A 12770-nucleotide genomic window follows, 5' to 3' on the forward strand; every position below is an offset into this window, starting at 1 on the left:
ACCGGCACACTTGACCGGTGCAGTGCACCGCGAACGAGCGAACACCGGCTCGGCGACCTACCATTCGAAAGCCTCGCGATCTGCGAGACGGTCTCCCGTCGAGCACGCACCCGATGCTCGAAACCGGCACCGCGCCGGCCACAAGTCGCCCCAAGGAGTCACATGAACCACGTACTCGACGATCAGGCCACAACCTCGATCAAGGGCGACGTCGTTTTCGTCGGCAGGTCGGCGGCGCTGGACGAGGCCCGCACGCTGGCACTCGCCGTCGGCTACGGCCGGACCGACACGGTGGACAGCACCGTCGACTACGCGGTGGTCGACGACGATGCCCTCGACGGCATCTGCACGGCGGCGGACGCCTCCTTGCTCGCACAGGTCCGCATCCTCGGAATCCCGGTGCTGACCGTCAACGATGCCCGGACCCGCTTCCGCATCGTCCCGGGGACGTTCTCGATCGCGTGAGCTACCTCTCAGCTCATACTTCATCTTTTCACAGGTCCCGATGCTAAAAAAATAAACATGTCTTGGCTGTGGATCGTATTGGGAGCGTGGCTCGTCCTCGCGCTCGGTGCAGCCGTGGTGATCGGACGCGGCATTCGCCGTGCCGACCGCGAAGAAATCGGTTCCACGCTCGACTGGGATGCAACGAAACTCGACATCGAGGACACCCGCCAGCCCCGCGACTGATGGCACCGGGGTGTCGGACCTTCGGACCAAACGGACGAACATTCAGGCACTCGCGACAAACACCCGAAAACACCTATCTGCCTGGACATTCGCACAGGTAGCGCGCCCGTCGTGGATCCCGTACAACTGACAGCACACCGTGATCCACGACACAGCGGGCGCCGTCGGGCGAACCGCCATTCCCCCCGAAGGGCGACCCGTATGCCGCTCCCCATGTCACCGACCGACTCGGTATTCCTGATCGGTGAATCCCGGGAGCATCCCCTGCACGTCGGCGGACTGGTACTGCTCCAACCACCGGACGGCGCCGACGCCCACGACGTCCGCCGCATGCTCGACACCTCGATGACCGAGAACAAGGTGACCCCACTGCTGAGGAAGCGGCCGCGGCGATCGGCATCGTCACTCGGACAGTGGTTTTGGGAGACCGATAATCAGTTCGACATCGGTCACCACATCCGGCACGACGCCCTGGCGCGGCCCGGCGGAATGACGGAGCTGTCCGCCCTCGTCTCGCGCCTGCACGGCAGCCTGCTCGACCGCAACCGCCCGCTGTGGGAGATGCACCTGATCGAGGGCCTCACTGACGGCCGCTTCGCCGTGTACACAAAAATCCACCACAGCCTGGCCGACGGCATCGGCGCGATGCGACTGCTGCGACGGTCGCTGACCATCGACGCCGACAAGCGGGACATGACGGCGCCGTGGGAGCCTCGCCACCGGATCCTGCAGCCCCGCAACACGACCGGACTTCTCGACCTCCCGCTCTCCGCCGTCCGCACCGCGATCGACTTCGCCGGCGAGGCGACCGGGCTGGTTCCCGCCCTCACCGGATCGGTGCTGCGTGCGCTCCGCAACCAGGGCGGCCCCATGTCGTTCGCAGCGCCACACTCCGCCCTCAATGTCCCGATCACGGGCGCACGCCAATTCGTCGCCCGCAGTTGGGCACTCGACCGCTTGCGGCTGGTGGCGAAGTATGCCGACGGCACCATCAACGACGTCGTCCTGGCGATGTCGTCCGGCGCGCTGCGGCGCTACCTCGTCGAGCGCGGCGCCCTCCCCGAGCGGCCGCTGGTGGCCATGGTCCCGGTGTCGCTGCGCAACGAAAGGTCGCGCCCCGAGCCTCTCGGGGAGCCGAGCGACACCGGCGGCAACGAAATCGGCATGCTCATGTGCAATCTCGGCACCCACCACGCCGACCCCGGCGACCGTCTCGAGTCGGTGCGCCGGTCGATGGTCGAGGGGAAGACAGCCCTGCGTGGCATGAGTCCCACCCAGGTGATCGCCCTCAGTGCCCTCGGCGCGGCACCCCTGGCGCTCGACATGCTCTTCGGTCGCCACGGACCGGTGCGCCCGCCGTTCAACATCGTCATCTCCAACGTGCCGGGTCCGGCCGCCCCGCTTTACTGGAACGGCGCCCGCCTCGACGCCCTGTACCCGCTGTCGGTGACGCTCGACGGGCAGGCCCTCAACATCACCTGCACCACTACCGACAACTCGATCGCGTTCGGGCTCACCGGGTGCCGTCGGGCCGTCCCACAGCTCGAGCCGATCCTCGACCATCTCGACGACGAACTGGCCGCCCTCGAGTCCGCAGTCGGGATCTGACCCCTCTGCCGCCGGAATAACCCGAACATAGCGCCGGCCGACGCCGACGAGAGATGAGTCTGAAGCAGAACTCGTGCGGAGAGGGCTGAGGAAGTCCATGGTGATGACGATTGGTCGCGCCGGTCGGATCGGATGCGCCCGCTGCTGACCGGGCGATATCGCCGACCTGGGCTGTGACGACCACGCCCGCCGGTAGTGAGCGATTACGGGCGGGGCCGTGACGTACAACACAAACTCGGTCGCGTGCCAAGCCGGAACCGACCGGTCTGATTACTGTCACATTCGCGGCGCTCGATCCACCCCCGACAGGATCGGGCGCCGCACCCTTTCCCTAGGTCGCCATTCGTGTGCGACGCAGCTGTAGGTGTGGCCGGATTCGGATCGGGGCCGAGGCCCAACGCGTTCGAGGCGCCGGTAGGTCCGACTGTCCGTTATGTTCTTCCGGTTACGCATGCGCTAATCGAGGGGAAGCCATGAGATCCGTCCTTGTCTCGTCCACCGGCGTGCGGCCAGAGCCCAGTAAGTCTGGCCGCCGCAGCAAGTCGACACCAGTGCCCGTCCATACCCAGCGCCTGGACATTCAGGGCCTGCGGATGGTCGCGGTCATGTTGGTGGTGCTCTCTCACCTGTTCCACTGGCCTCAGGGCGGATTCATCGGCGTCGATGTCTTCTTCGTGATCTCAGGGTTTCTGATCACCGGATCCCTGCTGCATACCTTGGAGAAGACCGGACGCATCTCCTTCTCCAGCTTCTACCGGCGCCGTGTCCGCCGTATCGTGCCGGCCGCGACGCTGGTACTCGTCATGACAATGGTCGCTGCCTACTTCATCTTTACTGGCAGCAGGTTCAAATCGACTGTCTGGGACGCTGTCGCCGCGTTCTTCTTCGTGTCGAACTGGCGGTTCGGCGTCGAGGGTACCGACTACTTCAACTCATCCGGGCCGGTCTCCGCGCTCCAGCACTACTGGTCGCTGAGTGTCGAGGAGCAGTTCTACTTCGTCTGGCCTGCCGTCATCCTCGCGATTGGCGTCGTCGCGACCCGCAAGGCGTGGTCGAAACGAACGCGCGTTGGAATCTCCGCGGGTGTGATGGGCGTAGTCGTCCTCGCTTCGTTTATCTACTCGGTGCTCGACACCGCGAGCAACCCAACATGGGCGTACTTCTCGACTCTCACCCGCGTCTGGGAGTTGGGTGTCGGGGCGCTGCTCGCGATCACGATCAGTTGGTTCGAACGCATCCCGAGCGTGGCTCGCCCGTTCATTGCGTGGGCCGGTCTCGGTTTGATCGCCGTCGGAGCCTTCGCGATCACTGAGACGGGTGGCGGCTTCCCGGCCCCGTGGGCAGCAGTTCCAGTCCTCGGTTCGGCGCTAGTGATTGGTGCCGGCGTTGCTGGCAACCACCGATTCCTCGGCCTGCTCACCAATCGGTATAGCACTTACGTTGGCGACATCTCCTACTCGCTGTACCTGTGGCACTGGCCGGTCATCATCCTGCTGAGCGCGCTTATGGACCGGGACGGCTACTACTTTGCCGCCTCCTTGTTCCTGATGTTCGGCTTGTCGATCGCTGCTTACCACTTCTTCGAGGACCCGATCCGTCAGTCGGACTGGCTACTGACGGGCGCCGAGAGGAGGGACCGCAGGTTCCTCGACATCTCCCGGTGGCGGCTGCGCCCAATCAAGATGAGCGACCGTAACAAGTCGATCGGCATCGGCTCGCTCGCGCTGGTGACTGCTGGTGTTTCCGCCTACGCCTTCGTCCCGACGACCGTTGTGGTGCCGCCCACACCGAGTTCGACGACCACCTTTGCGCAAGCTTCGAGTGTCCAGCAGATAGGGCCCGCCCAGACCGCCCTCGTTGAGCAAATCAAGTCGGCCGTACAAGCCACCGAATGGCCGGACCTGTCGCCGACGATGGACGAGGCGATCGCCGGTCCGCAAGCGCCCTCGGACATTCTCCCCTGCGGCTCAGTGGATCGGCCCGACCCGAACCAGTGCACGTGGGGTAGCCCCACCGCGCCTCACACAATGCTCCTGGCTGGCGACTCGATCGCCATGACTTATGCGGGACCACTGCGCAAGTTCGCCGAGGGCAGCAACGGCCAGTGGAAACTCCGCGTAGAGGGCATGTTTGGCTGCTCCTTCGTCGACATCACGATGCGGGAGGCGGGGGACAAGATTGGAAACGCTTGCCCCGACCACAAGAAGGCCGTGGTTGAAACCATCAATGAGGTGCGCCCAGATGTTGTCGTGATTTCCAACCGGGCCAGCACGCACAAGGCCACCGAGTGGAACTCCGCGATGACTCGACTTACGTCGCAGTTCGCGGCGAACACCAAACGGATTATTTACGTAGCCGCGCCACCGAATGACATCAACATCGCCGACTGTTACACCCGAGTGAGCCGTCCATCTAATTGCGTTGGCGGCGTAACAGATACATGGCAAGCACGCTCGGACGCTGAGAGTTCACTAGTCGCGTCCAGCAAGGACAAGTTCATCGATTCGCGGAATTGGTTCTGTACACCCGATGGGCGATGCCCGAGCTTCGTCGGCACTACCCCTGTCAAGCGAGACGGCTCACACATGACACCCGCATATGGCGACCTGATGGCTCCAGCGATCGCAGAGGCATTCGCGCCACAGCTCGAGGGGCTGTAGGCCGAAATGATTTCGCGACCCCCGTCTGTGAAGACGCATAGACAGGGGTCGCGACCCACGGCCCGGGCCACACTTCCCATTGACTAGACGCTCAAGTCGCCGAGAACTGCATCCGCGGAAAGAGGCTTTAGCCCTAATTCTTGGACTTCCTCCGCGAGTCTGGCTGTTCGAAGTGAGCGATTACGGGCGGATGAAGACTCGGGTGAAATCCGGGTCCACCGGTTACGTCAGGAGCGTCGAGCGACTGTAGTTGGCGGTGTGCACTGGATCGTCTGGCTGGCCGTCGGCTGGATTGCGCTGGCTGTAGCGGTCGCTCTGATCGCCGGGCGAGGGATCCGTATGCGTGACGAGCGGGACACCTTCCCGCCGCCGAGTGAAGGGCGTGACAGCGGCGACGCGACCGAAGACGACTGACAGGCAACCCGTGACTCTGGGCACAATGCCTGAGTTTCCGAGTACGGCCCGGGCGCGCTCACTACCGTCAGTGGTGCGGCGCCCGATCACACCCCGACAGGGATCGGGCGCCGCACCCCGGATCGGGCACGCAACCGAGGCGGCAGTCGTCAAGTTGCGCAAACCGCCCGGTACGGGAAAATGCCTGCCATGACGATTGACATGGCAGGCAGCCACCTCCGCGAGTGGGACCAGCAGTGAGTGTCCGCGGGTGGATAGCGAACGGTTTCGCTGGATCAGCGCTCCTCCACCCCCGCCTCAGACTCTCCCTCCTCCGTGCAGCTGGAGCCCACATCGGAAAGGCGCGGATCATGCACGGCGGCACGTTCGCCGGCGACATCACCAAACTGTCGATCGGGAACGGAGTATTCATCAACACTGGGGTTTCGCTGCACCCAACGGGCGGCATCACGATCGGGGACAACGTCTCGTTCGGCCCGCGATGCGTCATCATGACCGGCACCCACGAGATCGGACCGTCGGAGAAGCGGGCATCCGATCCGACGCAGTTCAAGCCTGTCACGATCGGCCCCGGTACATGGCTTGGCGCCGGTGTCATCGTCTACCCGGGCGTCACAATCGGAGAAGGCTGCGTCATCGCCCCTGGATCCGTTGTAACGTCCGACTGCGAACCCGACCATCTTTACGCGGGCGTTCCAGCAGTCCGGAAGCGGGAACTGCCCAGGAACAACAAGGCGGCATAGCCGATTAGGGGCGGAATGACGCTAGGCACAGAGTCCCAATCTTCAGGATGCGGGCCGATGGCGGTCGCCAGCGTCTGATTCGCGACGTCCGGCCTGCCCCCGATTCAGGTCGGGCGTCGCGCCCTGGTTGCTGTTGAGTCATGCGGGCCAGGCGGCGTCGTCGTCCACTAGCCACGTGAACATCTGGTTGTCGCTATGAAGGATGGCTGACTGGTTCAACGCAATGCCGGCAGGTTGCACCTTGAACTGGGTCATCGTCCCCCCTGATTCCCCAAACGCGGGGAAGCAGAGGTTGTTCGGCGCCCAGTATCCGGTCTGGGCGGGCATCACCTGCGTGGCGGTAGCTGCGGCCCCCGTCAATCCGGAGACCCTCAACGACACCACCTTTCCGACGCGTCGGATGAAGATGTTGTTCGCCGTCCAGCCGTTGGCGAGCTTCGACTTGATGTCGACCCAACCGGTGTCGTTGGCGACTGTGTTGATCCGGGTTCGCTCCTCGTTGTGGAGGTTGGCGTGTCCGGCGGTGCCGTCGGTGATGTTCGCGGCGAGGGGCGTTTTTGCCATGACGTGTTCCTGTCTAGACGAGGGATTCGACTGAGGCGGTCACCGGGTCGATGGGGGCGTTGATCTGCGAGCCGAGCCATTCGATTCGCGCGAGGATGTACCGCTTCCGAGCGTCGGCCTCGAATGGGGTGAACACCCGTTGTTCCCACACGGTGTTATCGTCGCGGAGGGCACGGGTGCGCTTGTCGACGGCTGAGTCGATCAGCTCGGCGACGCCTCCCAGCTCGTCGATCGCGTCCATGAGGACCGTCCACCGCTGCTGGAGCAGAGCACGGAAGGCTGCGTCCTGCCACATCCGCGACCACCAGTTCCCGACGCGGGTGGCGAAAACGTTGTACGACGGGGGGCTGTTGTTCCAGCCGGTTCCCCAGCCGAGGTCGAAGTCCCACAGCGGTCCCATGGAGAACTTGCCGCCGGCGGCGTCCGCGGCCTTCCAGATCTTGCAGGAGGTGCCCAGGGCGGAGTCGGTACCGGGTGCAAACAACTCGTAGATGAGGTACCAGTCGGCGAACGACATCGCGTCTGCGTGGCCCTTCCACGCCGCCCATCTGCCCTCGGCGAGGGGCTGCTCGAATGCCCTGAACGCCGCGGTGATGTATGCCAGCTGCGGCGCGGTGGGCGCTTCCGGGGTGTCGTAGGCGGCCCAGTTTCCGTAGACGGGCGTCGCGACGCCCGGCACCAGCGGCCGGTCCCCGTTGGGGCCTTCCTTGTTCGCGATCTCCATCAGCCACACGCCGTCGGATCCGTCGCCCGCCTCGGTGGGAGCGTCGCCCGTGAGGCGGCCGGCTTCCAGGCGGACGAGGTCGGCGAGGTCGTAGAGGCCGCGGTAGGTGCCGTTGAGGACGAGCTCGACGGTCCGCACCTGCGGTGTCCATTCGAAGCTCAGCCGCCGCCCGATCTCGTAGGTCAGGACGTTCGAGATCTTGAGCGCGTCATAGTACTCGGCCAGTAGGCCCCAGTTCTTCTGCTTCACGGTCATCCCCAGCGGCGCTGTCGACGCATCGAAGTTGATGCGCCACGGCTTCTTCGGTGCCGCCCAAGTGGAGTTGCCGCGGCCGCGGAGCTTGATGCCACCGGAGTGGATCACGCCGCCGTCGGTATCGGTGATCGTGTAGGTGCCGGGGATGTAGGTGTCTTTCGTGGTCGGATCGGCCCCGCCGGTCAGGGTGATCGCCATGACCGGAAAGCGGCCACGGTCGAGCTCGGCGATGGCCGAGCGCGTGGCATAAGTGGCGTTAGTGACACAGAGGACGTCCCTGCGAGTGGCTGCACGACCGAGGTGAACCTGCGCCGCAAACGTCGTCAAACGACATGCCGGGAGCAAAAACTCCTTGCGCGGCATGCGTTGTCTCTAGCGGCAAGACCGGAAATCGGTTCTGGCGCCGAGTGGGAGGAGCCACCCAATGTTGGCTATCGCCACGGTTTGACATCACCCGTTGCGACGCTCCCCGCTGGGGAGGTCCTCGACGAGGGCGCGGCCATGCTGACTGCTCCAATCGTCCGCGCTGGCGACGACCCTGGGCAGTGCGCGCGTTCAGTAGCAAATGGATGGGGACCGTCTCCACTCAGAGATTGCCGCGGATCAGCCGCTTCCGCGGCCGGGCGAGTCGAAGCCTTTCGACTCGCAGATCGGGCGGCGCTCGGCGGCGAAGCCGGACGCCTTGTCTCTCGGGCGTGGCGTCAAGCACACCGGACGATGACACGCTCCACGCCATGGAGGCCGCCTCCCGGTATAGCTCTGCCCCACTTGACGGCATATTGGTGCGAAAACGTTGTTATGCAACATGTTTCGTGTGGCCGGGTGGATCCCGGCCGCGGCGTCACCGGTAAGACGATCCGATTCGTCCGTGGTGTTGGCACGGGCTGGCCAGTGGGTGCGGGCGCTCCGTCCGGTGAGGTGTTCTATGCGAGTTGCAAAGCGGCGCCTGCGAGTAGCGGCTGAGCGCGGTTAGGTGGCGACCCTCTATCTGGCGGAGCATGCACCGGTCTCGGTGAACCCTCAGCAACGGACAGGTTCGGCTTCCGCCCATTTTGGACCGGTTGGTCGGCTTTTTGTGTACGCTCGCCCCGACTTGGGGTGCCGAGACGGAGGGGGCGCGGTGCGCAAGGACAGGGCGTACTACTCGATGGCGCCTGGCGCCGAGAGCGCCTACCACGTCTTCACAGATTGCTCGATCGGCGCCCGCATCGAGGCGCCCCATCGCATGGCGGGTATCGGACCGGCAGATACCGCCTACCCCCGGTGTGCACTGTGCGAGGAGCTGGACCGCATGATCCTCGGCGGCCGCCTCTGGTTCCACCCGAGATCGGGGCGTGCGCGCCGGAGCCTTTAACGTAGCACAGAACGCGATCCATCCCCCGACGCGGATCGGGTGTCGCGTCGCCTGCCCAGAAGTCCGGGAGAAACCGCCGAGCAGGCCGACAGCGGAGCCTCGTAGTCTCCGAACCAGTCGACGCAGAATCGGAAGATGTTCCAGGGCAGATAATTTCGATCCACGATCCATCTCGACGACGAACTGGCCGCCCTCGAGGCCGCGGTCGGGATCTGACGGGAGAACTACTCGCAGGCCACACCGTCGCCGTCGCTGTCCATCGCCGCTCGGTATCCGGGCTCGCCACGGTGCAGAGGCGCGGCGCCCGCGGAGCGTACCGCCTTGCAGTTCGGATAGAACACCTCACCGGACGGGGCGCCTGCACCCGCCGGCGAGACAGCAGCCGGCGCGGGCGCGGGTGCCGGAGCAGGTGCGGGCGCCGGTGCCGGTGCTGCGGATCCGGTTGCGCCGCAGGACGCGAGTTCCCGTGCCATCGCGTCGTGCTCGGACTGCGTCACCCACAGCCCGTACGCCGCCTTCACCTCGATCTGGCGGTTCACGTACACACACCGGTAGGCGAGGTTCGGCGGCAGCCAGGCCGAGGCGTCGGAGTCGCTCTTGCCCTGATTGGTGGGTCCGTCGACCGCCTGCAGGTTGCGCGGATCGTTCGCGAGGTTGCGCCGGGTGGCCTCGTCCAGCTGCTGAGCGCCCTTCTGCCACGCGTCGGACAGCGCCACGACGTGATCGATCTGCACGGCACTCGACGTGTCGACGCCACGCACGAATCGGATCGTCTTGCCGGTGTAGACGTCGTCGAGCGTGCCCGAGAGCACCGTGCAGTCGCGGGTCATCGGATCGGTGGTGATGTAGACGAGGTCGCGCGCGAGAATGTCGTTGCGGGTGTCGCAGCCGTTGTGTCCGCCCGCGATCGTGACGTTGTCGGTCCATGCCTGACCGAACTGAGCCCGGTCGTAGCCGCTCTTGGGTGCGCGATCGCGGATCGGCAACGCAGCCAACCCGGTCATCGCCCCGTCCGCGGCCACTGGATCGACGGCGGTTTCACCGACCGTTTGTTCGTTCGTCGCCGGCGTCGCGGTGCCGACGACCTGTTCGGGGTCCGATGCCGACCCCACCGTCGGCGCAGCGGCAGCCGTGCACCCCCCGGCGAACAACACGGCGACGGTGGCGAATCCGGCCACCCAGGACTTGTCGATCTTCACAGCACTCACGGGCGGCGCGATTCCTCATCTCTCGTACATATGTTCGCAGGGCGAATCCTAGCCGGGTGTTACCACACACCGGAATTCGCTCTCGCGAGCAGTGAGGAGTAAGGCGTAATGTCCGAAACCGGGCAGCTCACCGGCCCACCCGAGTGCCAGCGTCAGGAGTCCGATGTCCACACCCATGCAGTACACGACCCTCCCCGGGACAGATCTCGCCGTCTCGACGGTGTCCCTGGGCTGCAACAACTTCGGCTCCCGGATCGACGCCGCCGAGTCGCATGCGGTGGTCGACGCCGCATTCGAGCACGGCATCACGTTCTTCGACACCGCCGACGTCTACAGCTCCGGCGAATCGGAGAAGATCCTCGGCGCGGCGCTGGCGGGTCGGCGCGACGAGGCCGTCATCGCGACTAAGTTCGGTGCACCGATGAGCGAGACCGAGCGGGGATCGGCACCCGACTACGTGCGACAGGCGTGCGAGGCCAGCCTGCGCCGCCTCGGCGTCGACCACATCGACCTCTACTACCAGCACATGCCGGACCCGACGGTGCCGATCGAGGACACGCTCGGGGCGCTCGACGAGCTGGTGCAGGCCGGCAAGGTGCGCCAAGTCGCGTGCTCCAACGTTTCGGCCCAGCAGATCGACCACGCCGTCCGGACCGCATCCGAACGGAATCTGCCGAGGTTCGTCGCCGCGCAGATCGAGTGGAACATGCTCGAGCGTGCGGTCGAGGCCGAGATCGTGCCGGCTTGCGAGCGCAGCGATCTCGCAGTGATCCCCTACTACCCGCTGGCGGCGGGGCTGCTCACCGGCAAGTACCGCCGGAACAGCGAGTTTCCCAAGGGCTCTCGCTTCGACAAGTCCGAGTACTTCGCGGCCACCGCCACCGACGACGCCCTCACCCGCGTCGAGGCGCTGCTGCCGCTCGCGAGCAAGCTGGACCGGCAGTTGTCCGAACTGGCCGTCGCGTGGCTCGACGCCAAGCCTCAGGTCGCGTCCGTCCTGATCGGCTCGTCCTCATCGGCGCAGGTGGCACGCAACACCTCACACCTGCGTCGACCCCTCGACGAGGACGAACTGGCGATGATCGACGACGTCCTCGCTCAACTCTGAGCCGGAAGACCCGAAAGAAACGGAAACGGCGGGCCCGCACGTAGCGGGCCCGCCGTTGCTGCTTTCCGAGGAGAGGGGTCAGTCCTGCGCGAGCGGCGGCAGGGTGACGACCTGACCGGCGTACGACAGACCGGCGCCGAAGCCGACCAGCAGAGCCAGCTCGCCCGGCTTCGCCTTGCCCGTGCGGATCACTTCCTCCATCGCCAGCGGGATCGACGCCGCCGACGTGTTGCCGGTCTCGGCGATGTCGTCGGACACCGGCACCGACTCGGGGAGCTTGATGCTGCGGGCGATGACCTCGTTGATGCGGCCGTTCGCCTGGTGCGGGATGAACGCGCCGAGATCCTCCATCGCGACACCCGCACGCTCGAGCGCCTGCGTGGCGACCTTGCCCATCTCGAAGGCCGCCCAGCGGAACACCGCGGTGCCCTCCATCTTGATCCACGGGCGCTGCGAGGGATCCTTCGCGAACGTCAGCCAGTCCGGCTCCTGGCGGATGGCCTGCGACTGCGAGCCGTCCGAGCCCCACACGACGGGGCCGATGCCGGTGACATCGCTCGGGCCGACGACGACGGCGCCCGCGCCGTCACCGAAGATGAAGCGCACGGCGCGATCGGTCGGCTCGGTGCTGTCGCTCATCCGCTCGACGCCGATGACGAGGATGTAATCCTCGGTGCCGAGACGAACCATGTCCGACGCGATCGACAGGGCGTAGCAGAAGCCCGCGCAACCGGCCGTGACGTCGAACGCGGCCGGACCGCCCGTGCCGAGGGCATCGGCGACCACAGCGGAACACTGCGGCGTCTGCGACGGGTAGGTGGACGTCGCGACGACGACGGCACCGATCTGCTCGGCACTGATGCCGCTGGCCTCGAGAGCCTTGCGGCCCGAGGCGATCGCCATCGCCAGGACCGATTCGTCCTCGCCCGCGAAGCGACGGTTCTTGATGCCCGAGCGCGACTGGATCCACTCGTCGGTGGAGTCGATCGTCTCGCAGATCTCGTCGTTGCTCACGACCCGCTGCGGGCGGTACACGCCCAAACCGAGGATGGCGGACTGCCGGACCTCGGTGGAGTTCGAGATCTGCGCACCCATGTTTGGTCTCCTCTACTGCATTGACTCGCGGCCCGAGCCGCCACGTGGCGGGGCCCAGTGGCCCCGTCTTCCCACGACACGGTACTTCGCGAGGTGAGACCTCGGTGTTACTCGGGTACCCGGTAGCGCCGCGGCGCGCTGCACCGAAACACCCCCGCCCACGGCGGCCCCGGCCGGGCAAATCGCCCCGAATAGCCGAATCGATCACCCTTACGCGGGCCACGCACCAATTCGGACAATGGATTAGAAGAAATGCGACAATTACGTTAACACCGGAACCCACACTGCTCGAATCGACATTCCTGCTAGCGTATTACGCGCCGGAGAAGCCACCGCAGCGACCCCAT

The 12770-nt window shown here is 65.6% G+C and carries 12 protein-coding genes; 8 read left to right on the forward strand and 4 right to left on the reverse strand.

Annotated elements, in window-relative coordinates; all coding sequences use genetic code 11:
- Positions 1 to 162: 162 nt before the first annotated feature.
- From C8K36_RS20440 to C8K36_RS20455, 6 genes are all read left to right on the forward strand, one after another.
- On the forward strand, positions 163 to 465 hold the full coding sequence (locus tag C8K36_RS20440) for a hypothetical protein (protein ID WP_107986374.1): 303 nt from the start codon (positions 163 to 165) through the stop codon (positions 463 to 465).
- A gap of 57 nt (positions 466 to 522) precedes the next feature.
- Positions 523 to 690 (forward strand): hypothetical protein, encoded by a 168-nt coding sequence (locus C8K36_RS24915; RefSeq protein ID WP_181319655.1) that lies wholly within the window; start codon positions 523 to 525, stop codon positions 688 to 690.
- 201 nt (positions 691 to 891) lie between these two features.
- Positions 892 to 2298, forward strand: coding sequence for a WS/DGAT/MGAT family O-acyltransferase (locus C8K36_RS20445; protein ID WP_107986376.1), 1407 nt, complete (start codon positions 892 to 894; stop codon positions 2296 to 2298).
- A gap of 473 nt (positions 2299 to 2771) precedes the next feature.
- Positions 2772 to 4958 carry an acyltransferase family protein gene (locus C8K36_RS20450; protein WP_107986378.1) on the forward strand — a complete coding sequence of 729 codons (2187 nt, stop codon included), beginning with the start codon at positions 2772 to 2774 and terminating at the stop codon, positions 4956 to 4958.
- Between the two features lie 258 nt (positions 4959 to 5216).
- Positions 5217 to 5372: a hypothetical protein gene (locus C8K36_RS24920; protein ID WP_181319656.1), complete on the forward strand. Its 156-nt coding sequence runs from the start codon at positions 5217 to 5219 to the stop codon at positions 5370 to 5372.
- A 350-nt stretch (positions 5373 to 5722) separates the two neighbouring features.
- On the forward strand, positions 5723 to 6115 hold the full coding sequence (locus C8K36_RS20455; protein WP_107986380.1) for an acyltransferase: 393 nt from the start codon (positions 5723 to 5725) through the stop codon (positions 6113 to 6115).
- Positions 6116 to 6253: 138 nt separating this feature from the next.
- On the opposite strand, the gene C8K36_RS20460 is transcribed toward C8K36_RS20455, so the two are convergent.
- Both C8K36_RS20460 and C8K36_RS20465 read right to left on the reverse strand, forming a co-directional pair.
- Positions 6254 to 6679, reverse strand: coding sequence for a hypothetical protein (locus tag C8K36_RS20460; RefSeq protein WP_107986382.1), 426 nt, complete (start codon positions 6677 to 6679; stop codon positions 6254 to 6256).
- 13 nt (positions 6680 to 6692) lie between these two features.
- The gene (locus C8K36_RS20465; protein WP_181319657.1) at positions 6693 to 7856 is read right to left on the reverse strand and encodes a CotH kinase family protein; all 1164 of its coding nucleotides are present in this window, start codon (positions 7854 to 7856) and stop codon (positions 6693 to 6695) included.
- Between the two features lie 922 nt (positions 7857 to 8778).
- Between C8K36_RS20465 and C8K36_RS20475 the strand changes: the two genes are divergently transcribed.
- Complete coding sequence (locus C8K36_RS20475) at positions 8779 to 9012, forward strand: hypothetical protein (RefSeq protein ID WP_107986388.1); 234 nt, start codon at positions 8779 to 8781, stop codon at positions 9010 to 9012.
- Between the two features lie 224 nt (positions 9013 to 9236).
- Here C8K36_RS20475 and C8K36_RS20480 read toward each other — a convergent pair whose 3' ends face one another.
- Entirely contained in the window at positions 9237 to 10220 is a 984-nt protein-coding gene (locus C8K36_RS20480) for a GmrSD restriction endonuclease domain-containing protein (protein WP_107986390.1), read from the reverse strand.
- A 163-nt stretch (positions 10221 to 10383) separates the two neighbouring features.
- On the opposite strand from C8K36_RS20480, the gene C8K36_RS20485 reads away from it, so the two are divergent.
- Entirely contained in the window at positions 10384 to 11328 is a 945-nt protein-coding gene (locus C8K36_RS20485; protein ID WP_107986392.1) for an aldo/keto reductase, read from the forward strand.
- 78 nt (positions 11329 to 11406) lie between these two features.
- Here C8K36_RS20485 and C8K36_RS20490 read toward each other — a convergent pair whose 3' ends face one another.
- A complete protein-coding gene (locus C8K36_RS20490; protein WP_107986394.1) occupies positions 11407 to 12423 on the reverse strand; it encodes a beta-ketoacyl-ACP synthase III in 1017 nt (338 codons plus the stop codon).
- Between the last annotated feature and the right edge of the window lie 347 nt (positions 12424 to 12770).

This window comes from Rhodococcus sp. OK519 (assembly GCF_003051005.1).
Classification (GTDB): Bacteria; Actinomycetota; Actinomycetes; order Mycobacteriales; family Mycobacteriaceae; genus Prescottella.